The organism is Xanthomonas sp. WHRI 7065 (genome assembly GCF_040203115.2).
In the GTDB taxonomy this organism is placed as follows: Bacteria; Pseudomonadota; Gammaproteobacteria; order Xanthomonadales; family Xanthomonadaceae; genus Xanthomonas; species Xanthomonas arboricola.
The window spans coordinates 2316185-2335458 of the sequence record NZ_CP168194.1 but is presented as its reverse complement, the minus strand read 5'-3'; the positions used below and the strand labels follow the sequence as shown (position 1 = coordinate 2335458).

Sequence of the window (19274 nt, the reverse complement as noted above, 5' to 3'; positions counted from 1 at the left end):
GGATTACTATGAGCAAACTCACCGTGCTGCTGGTCGACGACCACGAGGGCTTCATCAACGCTGCGATGCGTCATTTTCGCAAAGTGGAGTGGCTCGATATCGTGGGCAGTGCCGCCAATGGACTGGAAGCGATCGAGCGCTCTGAGTCGCTGCGCCCCAATGTCGTGCTGATGGACCTGGCCATGCCGGAGATGGGCGGGCTGCAGGCAACGCGTCTGATCAAGACGCAGGACGATCCGCCGTATATTGTCATCGCGAGCCACTTCGACGATGCAGAGCATCGTGAACATGCTCTTCGCGCGGGTGCTGACAATTTTGTTAGCAAGCTGTCCTATATCCAGGAAGTCATGCCAATCCTGGAGGGCCTGACGGAAGGAGCCAGGAATGAGTGAGTCCCGCATTCTGTTGATCGACAGCGATGCCGTGCGCGCCGAGCGCACGGTCTCGCTGCTCGAGTTCATGGACTTCAATCCCCGCTGGGTCACCGACGGCGCCGACATCAATCCCGGCCGCCATCGCCACGACGAATGGATGGCGGTGATGGTGGGCTCGGCGCAGGACGCTGCACAGGCCGACAAGTTCTTCGACTGGCTGGCCGATGCCAAGCTGCCGCCACCGGTGCTGCTGATGGAAGGCAGCCCGAGCGCGTTTGCGCAGGCCCATGGCCTGCACGAAGCCAATGTCTGGACGCTGGACACGCCGCTGCGGCATACGCAGCTGGAAGCCCTGCTGCGCCGTGCCAGCCTCAAGCGCCTGGACGCCGAGCACCAGGCCGGCGTGCAGCAGGACACCGGCCCGACCGGCAACAGCGAGGCGGTGACCCGCTTGCGCCGCTTGATCGACCAGGTGGCTGCCTTCGACACCACGGTGCTGGTGCTGGGCGAATCGGGCACCGGCAAGGAGGTCGTCGCGCGCGCCATCCACCAGCATTCGCCACGGCGCGACGGGCCGTTCGTGGCGATCAACTGCGGCGCGATCCCGCCGGATCTGCTGGAAAGCGAGCTGTTCGGTCACGAAAAAGGCGCTTTTACCGGCGCGCTGAGCACCCGCAAGGGCCGCTTCGAAATGGCCGAGGGCGGCACCCTGCTGCTGGACGAGATCGGCGACATGAGCCTGCCGATGCAGGTCAAGCTGCTGCGCGTGCTGCAGGAGCGCAGCTTCGAGCGCGTCGGTGGTGGCCAGACCATCCGTTGCAACGTGCGCGTGATCGCCGCGACCCACCGCAACCTGGAAACCCGCATCAGCGACGGCCAGTTCCGCGAGGACCTGTTCTATCGCCTCAACGTGTTCCCGATCGAGATGCCGGCGCTGCGCGAACGTGTCGACGACCTGGCCATGCTGGTGCAGACCATCGCCGGGCAGCTGGCACGCACCGGACGCGGCGAAGTGCGCTTTGCCGACGAAGCCCTGCAGGCGCTGCGCAGCTACGACTGGCCGGGCAATGTGCGCGAGCTGACCAACCTGGTCGAGCGCCTGGCGGTGCTGCATCCGGGCGGACTGGTGCGCGTGCAGGACCTGCCGGCGCGCTACCGCGGTGATTTTGCCGCGGCCGTGCCGGTCGAGCTTGCGCCCGAACCGGCGCTGGTTGCCGCCCCCGTCGAAGACATCGCGCTGTCGGGCAATGTGGTGACCCTGCCATCCACGCCAGCCGATGCCGAGCCGGCGACCAGCTCCAGCCTGCCCGACGATGGCATCGATCTGCGTGGCCACATGGCCAACATCGAGCTGGCACTGATCAACGAGGCGCTGGAACGCACCCAGGGCGTGGTGGCGCATGCGGCGCAACTGCTCGGCCTGCGCCGCACCACGCTGGTGGAAAAGCTGCGCAAGTACGGCATCGATCGCGAGCAGACCGAGCTGGCGAACTGAGCGGGCCGGCCTCGCCGCCCGGCTCGCTGGCATAGCGCTTGCTTCACCAGGATTGCCCCGTCCGCAGCCGCCGGCTGCGGCGGAATCCCGACATTCACCAGCACCTGCCGAGGCATTGATGCCCATCCCTGTCACCAGTCCGCTGCTGCCGCCGCTGGAAGAATTTCTGCCCTATCTGGAGCAGATCTGGTCCAGCCGCATTCTCAGCAATGGCGGTGACATGCATCACGCGTTCGAACGCGCGTTGTGCGAGTACCTGGGTGTGCCGCACCTGGCCTTGCTTACCAACGGCACCACCGCGTTGATCACCGCGCTGCAGGCGCTGCGCATCACCGGGGAGGTCATCACCACGCCCTACTCGTTCGTGGCCACTGCGCATTCGCTGCTGTGGAAAAGCATCACCCCGGTGTTTGTGGATATCGACCCGGTGACGCTCAACATGGATCCGTCCAAGATCGAAGCGGCCATCACCCCGCAGACTACCGCCATCATGCCGGTGCACTGCTACGGCACCGCCTGCGATACCGCTGCGATCACGCGCATCGCCGACATCTACAACCTCAAGGTGATCTACGACGCGGCGCATGCCTTCGGCGTGCGCGATGACGGCGGCTCGATCCTGCGCCATGGCGACCTGAGCGTGTTGAGCTTCCATGCCACCAAAGTGTTCAACACCTTCGAAGGTGGCGCCATCGTCTGCCCGGACGAAAGAACCTATCAGCGCATCGGGCATCTGAAGAATTTCGGCTTCGTCGATGAGACCACGGTGGTGGCGCCGGGCATCAACGGCAAGATGAACGAGATCAGCGCAGCCTTCGGCTTGCTGCAGCTCAAGCACATCGATCACGCCATCGCCCAGCGCAGCGCCATCGATGCGCAGTATCGGCAACGATTGAGCGATGTTCGCGGCGTGCGCTGCGTGGCACGGCCCGATCACGCCAATGCCAACTACGCGTACTTTCCGATCCTGGTGCAGGACGACTACCCGCTGTCGCGCGATGCGCTGTACCAAGTGATGCGCGAGCACGGCATCCTGGTGCGGCGGTACTTCTATCCGTTGATCAGCGATTTCCCGATGTATCGCGCCCTGCCCTCCTCGGCGCCGGCATGGCTACCGGTCGCGCGCTCGGTGGCCGCACAGGTATTGTGCCTGCCGATCTTTCCTGGCCTGACCCGCGACCAGGTCGATACCATTGCCGATCTGATCGCCGGCGCACAGGCAACATGATCGCAACACACTGCAGCTGCATTTCAGACTCCCATCTCTTCAACAGGCAACCAGGCGAGCTCGCATGACCCAGGCAACATTTATCGAGAACTTCCTCTCCGCCACCGACTTCCAGGAGCCGGTGGAGGTCACGCTGGACACCGTGCTGCTGGAATTGCCGGAGTGGGATTCGCTGGCCGCGTTGGGTGTGATCGTCATGTTCGACATGGAGTACGGCAAGACCATTACCGGCGAAGATCTCACCGCCGCAACCACCGTGGGCGATCTCTACAAACTGACCGAGGCGTAACATGCCGACCTCCACGCTGCACAACGTCCGCTTTGCCGGCATGGCGACCTGCGTGCCGAAGCGGGTCGTGTCCAATCTCACCGACTGCCGCCCGCAGATCCGCTCCGAACGCGAGCGCCTGGTGCGCAACATCGGCATCGAGACACGCCGCATGGCCTCGGATTGGCAGTGCTTTTCCGACCTGGCCTTCGATGCGACCGAAGTGCTGCTGGAGCGTCTGCAGTGGAAGCGTGAGGAGATCGATGCATTGATCGTGGTGACCCAATCGCCGGATTACCCGATCCCGGCCACCGCGATCATCCTGCAGGACCGGCTGGGGCTATCGCATGCCACGGTCGCTTTCGACGTCAACCTGGGCTGCTCGGCCTACCCGTTCGGCATCAACCTGCTCGGCTCGATGATCGCCGCCGGCGGCGTCAAGAAAGGCCTGCTGCTGGTCGGTGACCGCAGCGCCAATCTGGAAGACCCGATCTTTTCCGATTCCGGCACGGCCACCGCGCTGGAATTCAGTGCCGACGCCCCGCCGATGTATTTCGACCTCAACAGCGACGGCAGCGGCTACAGGGCGATCATCCTACCGGTAGGCGGCCACCGCGAACCGGTCGGCATCCAGCACTTGGTGCCGTATCGCGATGAGGCGGATGGTGCCTGGAAGCGTGGCGTGGACCTGATCCTGGATGGCGTTGCGGTGCTGAGCTTCTCTACCCAGCGCATTCCACCTGCCGTGCAGAAACTGCTTGAGTACACTGGCGTGGCCAAGGAAGACATCGATTACTTCGTGTTTCACCAGGCCAACCGCATGATCAACGAGACCATTCGCAAAAAGCTCGGCCTGCCGGTGGAAAAGGTGCCTTCGACACTGCGCGACTTCGGCAACACCAGCGGCGCCTCGCTGCCAGTGACCATGACCGCGCGCATCAACAAGGAACTGGAATCGGGCCGCAAGCGCGTGCTGCTATGCGGCTTCGGCATCGGGCTGTCGTGGGGCACCTGCCTGGTGGATATCGAGGGCGCGGTGTTTCCTGATTTGATCGAGTCATGACGGCCACACCTGCAGCAACCACTGATGCGTTCGGGCTGCAAAACAAGACCGTTCTAGTGACCGGCGCGTCGTCGGGCATTGGCGCTGCAGTCGCCACGTTGTGCGCGCGTCTGGGCGCGAAGGTGGTGCTCACCGGCCGCGATATTGCGCGACTGGATGCGGTTGCGGTCGCGTTGCAGGGCAATGGGCATGCGGTGGTGGCCGGCGATCTGACCGAAGAAGACACCCGTACACGTCTGATCAACGCTGCAGAACGGTATCACGGGCTGGTTTCCTGCGCAGGCATCGCGGCGCTGGTGCCGTTCCGCATGGCCGCAGAAAAGCATCTGCAACAAATGCTGTCGGTGAACTATCTGGCACCGATCGCGCTGACGCAGCAGTTGCTGGTCAAGCGCCGCCTGAGCGAAGGCGCATCGCTGGTCTATATCTCGGCATTGTCCGCACGCGCGGCGCCTCAGGCCGCCGCCGGCTACGCAGCATCCAAGGCAGCGCTGGAAGCTGCGGTCCGCACACTGGCGCTCGAACAGGCCAAACACGGCATCCGCGCCAACTGTATCGCGCCAGGCTACGTGGACACGCCCATGCTGAAGAAATTGGGCGCCGCAGCAGACCTGGACGACAAGATCGGACTGACGCCGCTGGGGCGCATCGACCCGGACGACATCGCCAAAGGCGCGGTGTATCTGCTGTCGGGGGCCAGCCGCTGGATTACCCGCAGCGCCTTGACCATCGATGGCGGGATTTCCCTGCCCATCCGCCTATGAGCATTGACACTACCATGGCAGCAGAAGATCCTGTTTCCGCGTTGCTGCGCGACCTATATGGCCTGCACGGCAAGACCGTATTGGTGACCGGCGCATCCAAAGGCATCGGTGAAGCGGTCGCACGTGCATGCGCCGCCGCGGGGGCACGCCTGATCGTCACCGGGCGCGATGCGGAACGTCTGCAAACCACGCTGGCATCGCTGCACGGCGATGGCCATCGCCTGTTTGCTGGCGACCTGAGCGATGCGGCTGTCGTGCAACAACTCGCTGCTGACTGCGGGCCCGTCGACGGTGTGGTGCACAGCGCCGGCATTCGCGGGTTGTCGCCGATGAAGCTGGTAAGCGAAAAATTCCTGCGCGAGGTCATGGACATCAATTATCTGGCGCCGGTCATGCTGACCCGGCACCTGCTGGCGCGGCAATCGCTGCGCCCCGGTGGCTCGGTGATTTTCCTGTCGTCCATCGCCGCGTTGACTGGTACGGTCGGCGTTGGTCCGTATGCAGGCTCGAAGGCCGCATTGCTCGGTACCTTGCGACCGTTGGCGCTGGAGTTGGCACGCCGGAAAATCCGCGCCAACGCGTTGTGCCCTGGCCTGGTCGAGACCTCATTGATCAACGAGGACAAGGCCTGGTTCGAGGAAAGTCGCAAGCGCTATCCGCTGGGCATCGGGCAGCCGGAAGACGTTGCATTGGCGTGCCTGTACTTCCTCTCCGATGCCAGCAGCAAGGTCACCGGACAAGCCTTCAGCATGGACGGAGGCGTGGAATTCGCATGACATCCGCTACGCCCGCACCCCCTTATCACCTGCTGATCGTTGGCGCAGGTGGCTACGGAAGAGATATCGCATCGCTGGCATACCATGAGGATCCGGCTTTCGGCGTCGAATGGGACATCAAGGGTTTTCTGGACGACCGCGCGCATCTGCAGGGTACATCGCGGTGGCCGATCGTCGGCGACCCTGTCACCTATCAACCCGTCGAGGGCGATATTTTCATCTGCGCGATCGGCAACCCGGTGGAGCGACGCCGCTACGCTCAGGCGCTGATCGAAAAGGGCGCGGACTTCATCGTGTTCCACCCACCTCCTTCGCGCGAGGCATCTGCCGGTTACATCGGGCGCGGCGGCGTTTTCGATTCGCGCGTGTCGATCGGCTCGGGCAGCCGGCTCGGTGAGTTCGTCACTGTGCTCTCCACCTCGATCATCGCGCACGAAGTCAGCATAGGAGACTACGTACAGATCGGCAGCTTCGTCTTCATTGGTGGCGGCGTGGTCATCGGCAACGAGGTGACAATTCACCCGCATGCCACCATCATTCCCGGCATCACAATCGGCGACGGCGCCATCATCGGCGCCGGCAGCGTGGTGGTAAAAGATGTTCCCTCCAACAGCACCGTGGCTGGCAATCCTGCGCGCGTCATCTTCAGTAGGTAGCGCGCAAATATGCACTCCAGGAGGCAGGACATGAGACGCCACGCACTTGACGTCAAACACTACACCAGCCCGCATACCTTCGAGCTGGAGCAGGCGCGGCTGTTCGGCCGATTGTGGACGTTTGTCGGTTTTTCATCATTAGTGGCCAAACGTAATCAGTTCTTCGCGCGCCAGGTTGCTGGTGTGCCAGTGCTGGTGCAGCGCACCGATGCCGGAATTCGCGCCTTTATCAATCAGTGCCCGCATCGTCAATCGGCGATCCAGATCGACAGCCATGGCAAGCGGCCGTTGGTGTGCCCGTATCACGCATGGTCGTTCGGACCGGAGGGCGAGCTGCGTGGCCTGCCCAACCCAGGCCTGTACCAATTCACCGCCGAAGAGAAGGACGCCATCTGTCTGCGTAAACTGCACGTAGAGCAGGTCGGCCAGCTGTTGTTCGTCAATCTCTCCGAACAACCCTTGCCGCTGACCGAACAGTTTTCACCCGAGTACCTGGAGCAGCTGCGCCTGGCGTCCTCGCATCTGGACTCGCAGATCATCTATAGCTGCCATCGGGTGCGCTACAACTGGAAGTTGAACATGGAAAACGTCAAGGACTATAACCACGTCCCTTTCGTTCACCCCAAGACCTTCGGCCCGTTGATGACGAGTACGGACAAGGCGGCACGCACCCAGGAGTCTGGGTCCGACGCTGCTTCGCCGGTGAAACAATTACTGCAGTCCAAGGCCGTTCCCGCATTGAGCGAGCTCAGCTTCCCGGTCAAGGCGCATATCACAGCGCAAAGTAGCTGGTTTCGTTCGCTATGCGACCGCTACGGCGAGGATGAGGCCTACTACAACTGGTTCGTCTACCCTAACGTCAACTTCTGCAGTGTGCGTGGCGACTATTTCCTGCTTCAGCAATACGATCCGGTTTCGTCATCGGAAACCGACTACCACCTGTGGGTAATGACGGCGCAGCGCAAGCACGAGCGCACCGACTTCACGGCCCTGTTGAGCGATCTGATCCGCGGCGAGCGTACTGTCATCGCGGAGGATACTGTCTTGTTGGAACGCATGCAGGCCGGTTTCGGACCGCACTCCGGCCACATCACGCACGGCGATTACGAGATTCAACTGGTGCGCCAGCATCGTTGGTACCGCGACGCGGTGCTGGAGGAAACGCATTGACCTCACTCATCCTGCTGGGCCAGGAGGATGCGCTAACGCAGGCGGTACGCGCGGCAAACGCATGCGGATTGGTGCACACCGTGATAGAACTGGAATCGGCCGACCGTCACAACTTCGAGCTGGACGACATCTTCGCGCGCTTCCCGACGGCAGACAGCGAAGTTTTTGTCGCGCTGGACGCACGGGCGGTGAACTACGCACGCCACAAGCTGGTCGCGCAGCTGCGGCTTGCCGGCTATCGATTGGCGAACCTGATTTCGCCAACGGCATTCGTCGACGACGATGTGCGTTTGGCAGGCAATGTCTACATCGGACCCGGGTGCAACGTTGCTCCTGGCACGCGCATTGGCGTCGGTTGTTGGCTCGATCGCCAGGTCGTGATCGAGTCCGATGTCCGCCTGGGCGCCTGCACAACGGTACATGCAGGCGTCTCGATTGGGCGAGCTGTGGACATCGGGCAAGGCAGTACCCTGGGCAGCGGCAGCATCGTAGGCGCTGGCACGAAAATCGGCCGTCATTGCGAGTGGCTGCTGCCCGGCGTGTTGCCCATCACCCTCCCGGACCGTTCCTTCTACGATGCGCTGATGCCCCAGGGAGCACGCATTTTGTGATTGACCTAATCATTCAAACAGCCCAACAAACTTTGCCTTTCCCGAGAACATGTCATGACGCTGGATGAGTACCAACGGATGAGCATCAATCCCGACGGGGACGACCGCATCCTGCGTGAATGCCTTGTTGCCTGCGCAGACTCGTATGCGCGCGAGCCGAACTTTTGCGTGCCGAAAGAGGCGCGTCGGGTGTTGGAAGAGAAAGGAAAGAGGGTGCAGGTGGTCCTGCTCGGCAGCAAGCTGTTCGGGAGCGTATTCGTACGAGAGGCAGCATCACGCGTCGACATCGTCGGCGTCGTGGACGACTACAAGGTCGATAGCGGCCAGACCTTCCACGGCATCCCTTTCATTACGTCCGCGACTCTGATCCAGTGGGCACGCACCCGCCAGATTGTCTGTGTTAACACGTGTCGCTTTGACTACTCGCGTCGTTACTTCAAACACCTCACGCTTGCAAACAGCATTCCTCTACTCAACTACGAGCAGGCCATCCGTTGGCTAGGCATTACGGCATGCAGCGATCACCGGGTAGACGACTGGGGCAGTTACATCGTCCGCAACTTGCCGCGCTTCGATGCCCTGGCTACGCGCCTCGGCGATCCATACTCTCGCTTCACGCTGTTCAGTGTGCTGCTGGCGCATTTGAGCTGCAATCCGGAATGGCTCCTCCACGCAGCCAAGCCATATTCGAGTCTGTATTTTCGATCAGGTCTGTTCGTGCCTGGTTTGAAGGAATGCTTTGCCGACTGCGGTGCGTCGATCGCCGAATCAAGCCGCGCCTTCCTGGATAGCGTGGATGAACGATTTGAAAAAATCTGGATGATCGAGCCCGACCAAATCAATGGCAGCACACTCCGTGAATTCATCCAGACCCGTTCTCCCCTGTCCGGCGATGATTGCAAAATTGAGTTAATTGCGTGCGCTTTGGGAGAAGCAGATGGCGAACTGCCGTTCCTGCATGAAGGCGGACATGGCGGCCAACTGGTGCCGGTGCCGTCTGGGCAGGCACACTGCCATAACGTGTCGGTACGCCGCCTGGACGACCTGCTCGATCGCACACCGACACTCATAAAAATGGACATTGAAGGAGCGGAGCTGGGGGCCTTGCGTGGTGCCAGTGCGCACATCGCAACGGGACGTCCAACGTTAGCGATTTCCGCGTATCACCGCTCCTCGGACTTGCTCGATCTGGTCGACGCGATTGAAAACATCCGCGACGATTATCGTATCGGCCTGCGCCACCATACCGAGGACCGATGGGATACCTGCCTTTACTTCTATTAGGTCATCCGCCTCAAGCAATCCGACCTGTTCCAATACACAAAGCAGCCTCTTTCCTAATGCGTAATGGCTGCAAGACGGAATTGAATGTCGAGAACAGCTGCTCTTTTTGTACGAAAGTCGTCATACGGAATTGTCCATGTACCCACAGCGGATACGACATGCAGCCTTGAATAGGAACCAAGCCAAATGGCGTTAGCAATCGGTTCGATCGAGCGAGCCAGCATCAAGTACCCTGGACTGGATCCGGCGTGTACCAAGCTTGTCGGCTGGGGAGCCGGACAGTTCTTCCGCGATTTCTATCCGGCCATCGCCGAACGGTTGAACCTGGCGTACACCATCTGTCCGCGGCAGGAAAATCAGGGCGCGACGGTCCACGGCATCCAGGTCAGGCCGCCCTCTGCGCTGAATGACGAATCCACCGACGACGTGCTGATTGTCATCTTCTCTAATCACTACCCGGAGGTGATGAATCAGATCGCAGCGGCGCATGGCCACTTCCGCACGGTGCGCGCAGTCGATTACGACCAGAGCAGCATCGTGACGCTGCAGGAGCTGCAGAAGCTTGCCGGCCTGTTGCCGGACCTACGCATCTCGCGTCGGCTGATCTCGCCGGAGGCGGGAATTTTCGTCCAGGGTCTTGCGTTCGACTTCACACCACTGGTGCTGGCCTGGAATCGGCTGCATTTTCCTGATGTCTATCAGTGCATGGTGACATGGGACCAGCAGTCCGAGGAGCTCCTTGATCGCTGCCGTCCCTGGCTGGACAAACTGATCCTGGTGCCGCAGCCGGAGAACCTTGGCCTGCATTACCGCAACGCCGTACTCAGGTCGGCGCGGTTGGGGGCCGAGCACCTGGCCGAGCAGGGAATACCAGTCGCCGTGCGCTGCCGCAGCGATAATGTGCTTACAGGCTCGGTCCATAAGGTCATCGATACGTACTTTCGCGCCAAGCGCAACCAGGGAAAGATTGCTGTGTCGTTGGCGGCTTCCTGGCAACACATGCCGTTCCACTTTTCGGAAAAAGCCATGTTGGGCAGGACCGATGACGTGGTGGCGTTATGGTCGACCCTGGAAGACACGCGGCCAGCCAGTTATGCGGACGATGAATTGTCGCCGACACTTGAACTCGCACCGGAACGACATTTCCAGGAGCTCAGCCAGTACACCTTCGAGTCTTCGTTGTGGCGGGACTATGCACGCCGTCTCGGATTCCCTACAGACACCTTGGCCGACGGTTATCGCTTTGCGCAGTCGCGGCTGCTTGCCTTGGAACCGCATATGAGTTGGAGTTCGCTGAAGTTTGTGCCCTTGTTCAACGTGGTGCGCGACACCAGCTATTCCTTCTCGATGGACAGCTGGAACCGCCTGTTCACAGATCCCGAGGCGGCGCTGGAGGCTGCGGAAGCAGTCAGCCGGCTGGCGCTCAATTCGACCGACTTCTGGCAAGGACGAGCGGGCTGACCGCTCCGAACGGCCAATATATCGGTTGCCAGGAGGCTTCCATGACTTACGCCATCATCATCCCCGCACGGCGCGACTCTTCGCGCCTGCCCGGAAAACCGCTGATCGAGTTGGGCGGCGTGCCCATGATCGTGCACACCTATCAGCAATGCGCCAAGGCGGTGCCAGCTGAGCACATTCTCGTCGCCACCGATTGCGATGTGATTCAACGTACCTGCGAGCAGGCCGGCATCCGCACCTTGATGACCTCCAGCGACTGCCTGACCGGCACCGATCGTGTTGCCGAGGTCGCGCAGCAGCTCGATGTGGACACCTATATCAATGTGCAAGGTGACGATCCGCTATTCAATCCGCGGGACGTGCGTCTGCTGATCGACGCTGCGGCAGCTTCACCGAATGATGTCATCAACGGTTACTGCCCTGTCGCCAACATCGACGAGTTCCGTAATCCGAGCGTGCCCAAGGTGGTCGTTCGCCCGGATGGGCGTCTGCTGTACATGTCGCGCGCGGCGATCCCGGTCACCAAGCAAGGCGAGTTCCGGCGTGCCTGGCGGCAGGTGTGTGCGTACGCGTTCCCCAAACAGGCATTGCAGGCGTTCGCTTCGGTGTCTTGCAAGACCACGTTGGAAGAGATCGAGGACATCGAGATCCTGCGCTTTCTGGAACTGGGCTTCGAAGTGCGCATGGTGCAGATGAGCAACCAATCGATTGCAGTCGATACGCCAGCGGATGTGGTCCGGGTGGAAGCGGCGCTGCGTGCGCTACAGCATGGTGAGCAGAACTCCCCATGAAGCAGGACAAGACAGCCAACGCACAGCCCGGTATGCACTCGCCAATCTGTGGCGCGTCTGATCTCAGAAACGAGGAACATGCTCAGGCGTACTCGCCTCGTCGGTTCTTCGACCAGTTGCTGATGACGGATGCGCCGGTCGTGCTGGATGTTGGCGCGCATCGCGGCGAGTCGATCCGGTATTTCAAATCGATCTATCCGGACTGCCAGCTTTATTCGTTCGAGCCGGATCCGCAGAATTTCGCCGCGCTGGAAGAAGTAGCCGCGCAGTTCGGCAGCAAAGCCGTGTGCTTGGCGCTGGGAGAGAAGGAAGAGATCAGTCCGTACTACCGGCAAGGCATCTCGCACCTGGGTGGATTGCTGCCGATCAATGCGGATTCCAACGATTCTCTTGGGTATGCGCGCCAGGCGTCGAACGAGCAGATTGCAGTCCGCAAGACCACCTTAGACAACGCGTGCGCGGAACTGGGGATTTCCCATGTGCATATCCTCAAGATCGATGTGCAGGGCTTCGAGCGTCAGGTACTGGAAGGCGCGAAAGCGATCCTGCAGCACACTGACTGCGCAGTGATCGAAATCGGGCTGTACGACTTCTACGGCAAGAGCACCAGCTTCGTCGACGTGGTCAACTTGATGCAGGCAGCTAGCTTTTCGCTATGGGACATCGCCAAGCTGTCCAAGAACCCCAGGAGCCTGCGCACCGACTGGATCGAGGTGGTGTACCGCAAGGACGCCGCCTAGCTGCGACCTCCCTCGCAGTCCCGGGTGCGGCGGCACGCCCCAACCGGCTCGTCCCACTTTACGCACCACGGCACGCTTGTTGCATCTTCGGCTAGGCTGAGCGCGCCCAGGTTCGCCGTCTTCCGGTGCACTGTGAGGCCCTCTTCCCTCCCCCCCCTTGCTGCGCCGTGGATGCACCTTTGACTGTTCAAGACAATCGATCGCCGATGACGTCCAACGCCCTGGTCAGCATCGTCATGCCGACCTACAAGCCACGCTATTTCGCGCAGGCGCTGGACAGTGTGCTGGCGCAGACTTACACGGCGCTGGAGCTGGTGATCTGCGACGACAACGCCGATGGCGCCATCGAGGCCATGCTGGCGTCGAGGCTGGCTGACGCCCCATTTCCGATCCGCTACCACCGCAATACCCCGCGCCTCGGCGAACTCGGCAGCACGGTCAAGGGGATCGGCCTGGCGCAGGGCGAGTACGTCAAGTTCCTGCACGACGACGACGTGCTGCAGCCGGACTGCGTCGCGCAGTTGGTCGGCGCAATGGAGCGCAACCCCGGCACGGCGATGGCGTCCTCGCGCCGGCTGCGGATCGACGACGACGGTGCGCCGTTGCCCGACATCCTGGCCACCAGCTTTCCGTTTGGCGAGGATGTGCTGATTGATGGGCCGGAGCTGGTGTCGTTCCTGGCCGACCATGCCATCAACTTCATCGGCGAGCCGAGTTGCGTGCTTGCACGGCGCGACGACCTGGTGGCGCTGGGTGGCGAGCTGATGATGTTGAACGGCAAGGCCATCCATTGGGTTGGCGACCTGGCGATCTACGTCAAACTGCTGCGTCACGGCAACCTGGCCTTGCTGTCCAGCCCGCTCACGCAGTTCCGCGTGTCCAGCGCGCAGTTCAGTCAGGCCGGTCGCGACCAGCCCGGTATCGGCGATCAAGGCCACGACGACCTGCGACAGGGCATTCGCCAACTTGGCTGGCGACGCGAGGGCGGCGACAACCGCCAGGTACGCGTCGCCCCGCTCAGCCCGCACAAGGCGCGGGTGTTCAAGTCGGTGGACCTGGTCAACGCGTTGATGCAGAGCGCAGGAATGGCCGAGCGCGTGTCGCCGGCCACCTGGTTGGGGGTGCGTCATCCCAGCGCCGTGCAGCGCGCCTTGATCGATGCACGTTTGCAGGCGCATGCGGGCGGCCCGCGGATCGCAGTGATGGTGGTCGACAGCGACGGCGATGCGGCGGCGGTGGCCGCAACCCAGGCCAGCCTGGCGGCGGTGGCGTGTTACCGGAACCAGCAGACTTGGGTGATCAGCAGCTCGCCGGAGCAAGCTGCCAACCACGGCGAGCGCGGCGTGTTGATCGGCCCGCAAGGCCTGGCAGCGACACTCAACCAAGCCATCGCCGCACAGCAGTCCATCGACTGGGTCCTGCTGGTCGAAGGCGGCAGCGTCTTTACTGCCAGTGGCCTGCTGATGCTGGCGCTGGAGATGCTCGCGCTGCCGGACACGTGTCAGGCCGTCTACGCCGATGAAGTAGTCGCACTGGACGGCGGTCAGCTGGGGCTGGCGATGCGGCCGGCGCTGTATCTGGACATGTTGCTCAGTTCACCGTCGACGATGTCGCGGCATTGGCTGTTCCGGCACCAGACGCTAGTGGCCGATGGCGGCTTTGCAACCGAAACGAGCGACGCCTTCGAACTGGATTACCAGCTTGGGCTGGTCGAGCGTTACGGCCTGGCCTGCATCCAGCACATCGCCGAACCCTTGCTGGTGGCATCGGCCACCACGCGGCATGGCGACCAAGACGAGCAGCGCGCCATCAGCCGCCATCTTGCCGCGCGCGGGTACGTGGACGCGGTGGTGAGCAGCAACGGCCCCGGCCGGCACGCGGTGGATTACCGGCATGCACAGCAGCCATTGGTCAGTATTCTGGTGCTGGTGGATGGACGCCTGGCGCAGGTGCAGCGCTGCCTGGAAAGCGTGCTCGCCAATACCGGCTACCCGCACTACGAGCTGCTGTTGCTGGATCGCGGCGACAGCGCCGAGCCGGCGTTGCGCGACTGGCTGGTGGGCATCGACAACCTCGGCCTGCAGCAAATCCGCGTGCTGCGCTTCGACGGTGTGCCCTCGCGCGAAGCGGCCTGCAATGCGGCGGCCGAGCAGGCACGTGGGGAGGTGTTGCTGTGGTTGGCGGCCGGCGCGGCAGCGATCAAGGCCGATTGGCTGGCGCAGCTGCTCAACCACGCGCTGCGCCCGGAGGTCGGCGCGGTGGCCGGCAAGCTACTGCGCGGCGACGGCACCGTGCATCACGCCGGCCTGCTGCTGGGCCTGGGGGCACCAGCAGCACGCGCCTTCGCAGGTGCGGCGTTCGACGAATCGGGTTATCTGCAGCGCCTGCAATTGGATCAGAACTACAGCGCGCTCAGTGGCGAATGCCTGATGCTGCCGCGCCAGCTGTTCCTGGACGCCGGCGGCTTTGCGCAGGAACCGGCATTGGCGCAATGGAGCGATGTCGATCTATGTCTGCGCCTGCAGCAGGCCGGCTATCTCAATGTCTACGCCGCGCGCGCGCAGCTGTTGATCGACCCGCCCGACGCGACGCCCGCCACTGCACTCGACGAAGAAGCGATGTATGCGCGTTGGCTGCCGGTGATGGCCAACGACCCGGCCTACAACCCGGGCTTCTCGCTGGATCCCGGCGCCGGCTTCCAACTGGCCGACCCGCGCGCCAGTTGGCGGCCGCTGCAGTCGTGGCGACCGCTGCCGACGATGATCGCCCTGCCCGCCGATATCGAAGGCTGCGGCCACTACCGGGTAATCCAGCCGCTGCGCGCCCTGCGCGAAGCCGGCATGGTCGAAGGCGTGCTGTTCAACGGCTATCTGGAGATCAGCGAGCTGGCGCGCCAGGATCCCGACGTGGTGATCCTGCAACGCCAGGTCGGCGAGCCGCGACTGGAAGCGATGCGGCGCATGCAGGCGCTGTCGCGTGCGTTCAAGGTCTATGAGCTGGACGACTACCTGCCAAACCTGCCGCTGAAGAACGCGCATCGCGAGCACATGCCCAAGGACATCCTCAAGACCGTGCGGCGCGGGCTGGGCATGGTGGACCGCTTCGTGGTGTCCACCCCCGCCCTGGCCGAGGCGTTCGCCGGATTGCATGGCGACATCCGCGTGGCCGAAAACCGCCTGCCGCCGCATTGGTGGGAGCACCTGCCCGCAGGCAGCGAACGCAAGCAACGCCAGGGCGGCAAGCCGCGCATCGGCTGGGCCGGCGGCGTCAGTCACACCGGCGACCTCGAACTGATCGCCGATGTGGTGCGCGAGCTAGCCGACGAAGTCGAATGGGTGTTCATGGGGATGTACCCGTTCGCGTTGCGCCAGCACATCCATCAGTTCCAGCCTGGCGTGCCGATCGATCATTACCCGGCCGCACTGGCGGCGCTGGATCTGGATCTGGCGCTGGCGCCGGTGGAGCAGAACCTGTTCAACGAGTGCAAGAGCAATCTGCGCCTGCTTGAATACGGCGCCTGCGGCTACCCGGTGATCGCCAGCGATGTGCGCTGCTACCAGGGCAACCTGCCGGTGACCCTGGTGAAAAACCGCTACCGCGACTGGATCGGCGCGATCCGCGAGCATCTGGCCGACCCGGCCGCTTCGGCGGCAAAGGGCGCGGCCTTGCGTGACGTGGTGCGCCGCGACTGGATGCTCACCGGAAGCAATCTTGATCGCTGGCGTGAGGCGTGGTTGCCGGATTAGTGGATCAAGGGCGCCGTGCGGGCGCCGCCTCCGGGGGCATGGTGTCATCAGGCCAAGCAAAGCCGGCACGATTCAATCGGCTTGCAGCGACACTGATGTGGAGTCGTAGCGTCGTTTGGCCCCTTCAAAAGCTGAGTCGGTCGAGGGCGCGGTGCCCTCACCGCTCGCGGGACACGCCGTGAATCCGTCCGTGGAGGCTCCTTGGCGGCATCCATGCCGCCAAGGGTCCCGCAATCGGCGAGGACACCGCACCAGAAAGTTGGTCGGTGGTTAGGTAAAAAAACACGCTTATTGCGAGGCATTGAGACGCCGAGAGGTCCATCGATTGCTGGTTGGAAGCACGCCCGTTACGCAGCTCGCGATGGGGAAATTCGGACACAAGGTGATCGGGACGATGCACGCAATGCCCTACTTGCAACCACACCCCGACCCTCTCGATGGGTCCTTGCCCGCCCACCGTCGCGGGACCTGACGCGGCATGGATGCCGCGTAAGGGCCTACACGGACGTACTTGCGGCGTGTCCTGCGATAGTGGGCGGGCAAGGGCCTTGCAGCCAAGCCGCAGATCCGACGCTCTGCACCCAATACTCCCGGGCCATGCCCCAGCGCCGGACCCATCCGCGCTGACTGAAGCCCCCCTCCCCGCCCCCGGCGCCGGAATCCCGGCGCGGTTTCGGCACGCCGCTTGCATTGGTGTGGATGCCTCCCTGGCTGACCGCACCCATGAGCGACTCCGTTACCTCCATCCTCTCGCAGATCCGCAGCTACCAGACGCAGATGGGCCAAGGCCCGATGGGCGCGGTGGGCGATGCGGCGCGCGGCAATCAGATCCAGGGGCTGGCCGGCACGCAGGGAACACCGGCCACACAGGCACCGAGCTTCAGCGAGACCTTGCGCGGCGCCATCGGCGGCGTCAACGAGGCCCAGCAGAAGTCCGGCGCCTTGGCCAAGGCTTTTGAAATGGGCGACCCCAATGCCGATCTGGCACGGGTCATGGTCGCCTCCCAGCAGTCCCAGGTGGCCTTCCGCGCCACCGTGGAAGTCCGCAACCGTCTCGTCCAGGCTTATCAGGACGTCATGAACATGCCGCTGTAAGGGTTGACGACACATGGCTCTCGCGATCACCAAAGAAAACATGAACCAGAACGCCGAAAAGGCGGGGCAATGGTTCGACCGTGTCCGCAGCCTGCAGATCACCCGCAAGCTGACCATGATGGCGATGATCGCCGTGGCGGTGGCGGCCGGTCTGGCAGTGTTCTTCTGGTCGCAGAAGCCCGGTTACCAGTCGCTGTACACCGGCCTGGACGACAAGGGCAATGCCGAAGCGGCCGACCTGCTGCGCACCGCGCAGATCCCGTTCAAGATCGACCAGGACACCGGCGCCATCTCGGTGCCGCAGGACCGTCTGTACGACGCCCGCCTGAAACTGGCCGGCTCTGGCCTGACCGGCAAGGAAACCGGCGGCGGCTTCGAGCTGATGGAAAAGGACCCCGGCTTCGGCGTCAGCCAGTTCGTCGAAAACGCCCGCTACCAGCACGCCCTGGAAACTGAGTTGTCGCGCACCATCGGCACCCTGCGCCCGGTGCGCGAGGCGCGTGTGCATCTGGCCATTCCCAAGCCCAGCGCCTTCACCCGCCAGCGTGACGTGGCCAGCGCCTCGGTGGTGCTGGAGCTGCGCGGCGGCCAGGGCCTGGAGCGCAACCAGGTCGATGCCATCGTCAACCTGGTCGCTTCCAGCATCCCGGACATGACCCCCGAGCGCGTCACCGTGGTCGACCAGAGCGGCCGCATGCTCTCCATCGCCGATCCCAACAGCGACGCCGCCCAGCATGCCGCCCAGTTCGAACAGGTGCGTCGCCAGGAAAGCTCCTACAACCAGCGTATCCGCGAGCTGCTCGAGCCGATGACCGGCCCGGGCCGGGTCAACCCGGAAGTCAGCGTGGACATGGACTTCTCGGTGGTCGAGGAAGCCCGCGAGCTCTACAACGGCGAACCGGCCAAGCTGCGCAGCGAACAGGTCAGCGACACCAGCACCAGCGCCACCGGCCCGCAGGGCCCCCCGGGCGCCACCAGCAACAGCCCCGGCCAGCCGCCGGCGCCGGCCGCAAACGCCACTGCCGGCGCACCGGGCACCCCGGCCGCTGCCAATGGCCAGGCCACCGCACCGGCCGCGCCGACCGAAAGTTCCAAGAGCGCCACCCGCAATTACGAATTGGACCGGACCTTGCAACACACCCGCCAGCCGGCCGGCCGCATCAAGCGGGTGTCGGTGGCGGTGCTGCTGGACAACGTCCCGCGCCCCGGTGCCAAGGGCAAGATGGTCGAGCAGCCGCTGACGGCCGCCGAGCTCACCCGCATCGAGGGCCTGGTCAAGCAGGCAGTGGGCTTCGACGCGGCCCGTGGCGACACGGTGTCGGTGATGAACGCCCCGTTCGTGCGCGAAGCGGTGGCCGGCGAGGAAGGTCCGAAGTGGTGGGAAGACCCGCGCGTGCAGAACGGTCTGCGCCTGCTGGTCGGTGCGGTAGTGGTGCTGGCGCTGCTGTTCGGCGTGGTGCGCCCCACCCTGCGCCAGCTCACCGGCGTGACCGCGATCAAGGAAAAGCAGGCCAAGGGCGGCAACGATGGCACTCCGCAGAGCGCCGACGTGCGGATGGTCGACGATGACGACCTGATGCCGCGTCTGGAAGAGGACACCGCCCAGCTTGGTCAGGACCGCAAGAACCCGATCGCGCTGCCGGACGCCTACGAAGAACGCATGCGTCTTGCACGCGAAGCAGTCAAAGCCGATTCAAAACGTGTCGCACAAGTCGTGAAGGGATGGGTCGCCAGTGAAGCCTGATACACCAC

Annotated in this window: 17 protein-coding genes; all 17 read left to right on the top strand. The window is 63.3% G+C overall.

What is annotated here, in order from left to right; translation table 11 throughout:
• Nucleotides 1–8 precede the first annotated feature (8 nt).
• The gene (locus ABQY64_RS10010; RefSeq protein WP_016904817.1) at nt 9–392 is read left to right on the top strand and encodes a response regulator transcription factor; all 384 of its coding nucleotides are present in this window, start codon (nt 9–11) and stop codon (nt 390–392) included.
• Entirely contained in the window at nt 385–1869 is a 1485-nt protein-coding gene (locus ABQY64_RS10005) for a sigma-54 dependent transcriptional regulator (protein WP_039521487.1), read from the top strand. Before ABQY64_RS10010 ends, ABQY64_RS10005 begins: the two co-directional genes overlap by 8 nt.
• A 118-nt stretch (nt 1870–1987) precedes the next feature.
• A complete protein-coding gene (locus ABQY64_RS10000; protein WP_349780468.1) occupies nt 1988–3097 on the top strand; it encodes a DegT/DnrJ/EryC1/StrS family aminotransferase in 1110 nt (369 codons plus the stop codon).
• Between the two features lie 64 nt (nt 3098–3161).
• On the top strand, nt 3162–3386 hold the full coding sequence (locus ABQY64_RS09995) for an acyl carrier protein (RefSeq protein WP_024939600.1): 225 nt from the start codon (nt 3162–3164) through the stop codon (nt 3384–3386).
• 1 nt (nt 3387) lies between these two features.
• Nucleotides 3388–4428, top strand: coding sequence for a ketoacyl-ACP synthase III (locus tag ABQY64_RS09990; protein ID WP_039527396.1), 1041 nt, complete (start codon nt 3388–3390; stop codon nt 4426–4428).
• The gene (locus ABQY64_RS09985) at nt 4425–5192 is read left to right on the top strand and encodes an SDR family NAD(P)-dependent oxidoreductase (protein ID WP_104600548.1); all 768 of its coding nucleotides are present in this window, start codon (nt 4425–4427) and stop codon (nt 5190–5192) included. Before ABQY64_RS09990 ends, ABQY64_RS09985 begins: the two co-directional genes overlap by 4 nt.
• Nucleotides 5189–5968: an SDR family NAD(P)-dependent oxidoreductase gene (locus tag ABQY64_RS09980; RefSeq protein ID WP_104577458.1), complete on the top strand. Its 780-nt coding sequence runs from the start codon at nt 5189–5191 to the stop codon at nt 5966–5968. Before ABQY64_RS09985 ends, ABQY64_RS09980 begins: the two co-directional genes overlap by 4 nt.
• On the top strand, nt 5965–6624 hold the full coding sequence (locus tag ABQY64_RS09975; protein WP_011347279.1) for an acetyltransferase: 660 nt from the start codon (nt 5965–5967) through the stop codon (nt 6622–6624). The genes ABQY64_RS09980 and ABQY64_RS09975 overlap by 4 nt, the downstream gene beginning before the upstream one ends.
• 30 nt (nt 6625–6654) lie before the next feature.
• Nucleotides 6655–7794, top strand: coding sequence for an aromatic ring-hydroxylating dioxygenase subunit alpha (locus ABQY64_RS09970; protein WP_104600549.1), 1140 nt, complete (start codon nt 6655–6657; stop codon nt 7792–7794).
• A complete protein-coding gene (locus tag ABQY64_RS09965) occupies nt 7791–8405 on the top strand; it encodes an acetyltransferase (protein ID WP_104600550.1) in 615 nt (204 codons plus the stop codon). The genes ABQY64_RS09970 and ABQY64_RS09965 overlap by 4 nt, the downstream gene beginning before the upstream one ends.
• Nucleotides 8406–8459: 54 nt before the next feature.
• Nucleotides 8460–9689 (top strand): FkbM family methyltransferase, encoded by a 1230-nt coding sequence (locus ABQY64_RS09960; protein WP_349780467.1) that lies wholly within the window; start codon nt 8460–8462, stop codon nt 9687–9689.
• Between the two features lie 186 nt (nt 9690–9875).
• A complete protein-coding gene (locus ABQY64_RS09955) occupies nt 9876–11150 on the top strand; it encodes a hypothetical protein (RefSeq protein WP_349780466.1) in 1275 nt (424 codons plus the stop codon).
• 41 nt (nt 11151–11191) lie between these two features.
• Nucleotides 11192–11941 carry a 3-deoxy-manno-octulosonate cytidylyltransferase gene (locus ABQY64_RS09950; RefSeq protein ID WP_349780465.1) on the top strand — a complete coding sequence of 250 codons (750 nt, stop codon included), beginning with the start codon at nt 11192–11194 and terminating at the stop codon, nt 11939–11941.
• Nucleotides 11938–12681 carry an FkbM family methyltransferase gene (locus tag ABQY64_RS09945; RefSeq protein WP_349780464.1) on the top strand — a complete coding sequence of 248 codons (744 nt, stop codon included), beginning with the start codon at nt 11938–11940 and terminating at the stop codon, nt 12679–12681. Before ABQY64_RS09950 ends, ABQY64_RS09945 begins: the two co-directional genes overlap by 4 nt.
• A 236-nt stretch (nt 12682–12917) precedes the next feature.
• Nucleotides 12918–16427 (top strand): glycosyltransferase, encoded by a 3510-nt coding sequence (locus ABQY64_RS09940; protein ID WP_349780518.1) that lies wholly within the window; start codon nt 12918–12920, stop codon nt 16425–16427.
• Nucleotides 16428–17150: 723 nt separating this feature from the next.
• Nucleotides 17151–17522 carry a flagellar hook-basal body complex protein FliE gene (fliE, locus tag ABQY64_RS09935; protein ID WP_164737138.1) on the top strand — a complete coding sequence of 124 codons (372 nt, stop codon included), beginning with the start codon at nt 17151–17153 and terminating at the stop codon, nt 17520–17522.
• Nucleotides 17523–17535: 13 nt separating this feature from the next.
• Nucleotides 17536–19266 (top strand): flagellar basal-body MS-ring/collar protein FliF, encoded by a 1731-nt coding sequence (fliF, locus tag ABQY64_RS09930; protein WP_104570068.1) that lies wholly within the window; start codon nt 17536–17538, stop codon nt 19264–19266.
• Nucleotides 19267–19274 lie beyond the last annotated feature (8 nt).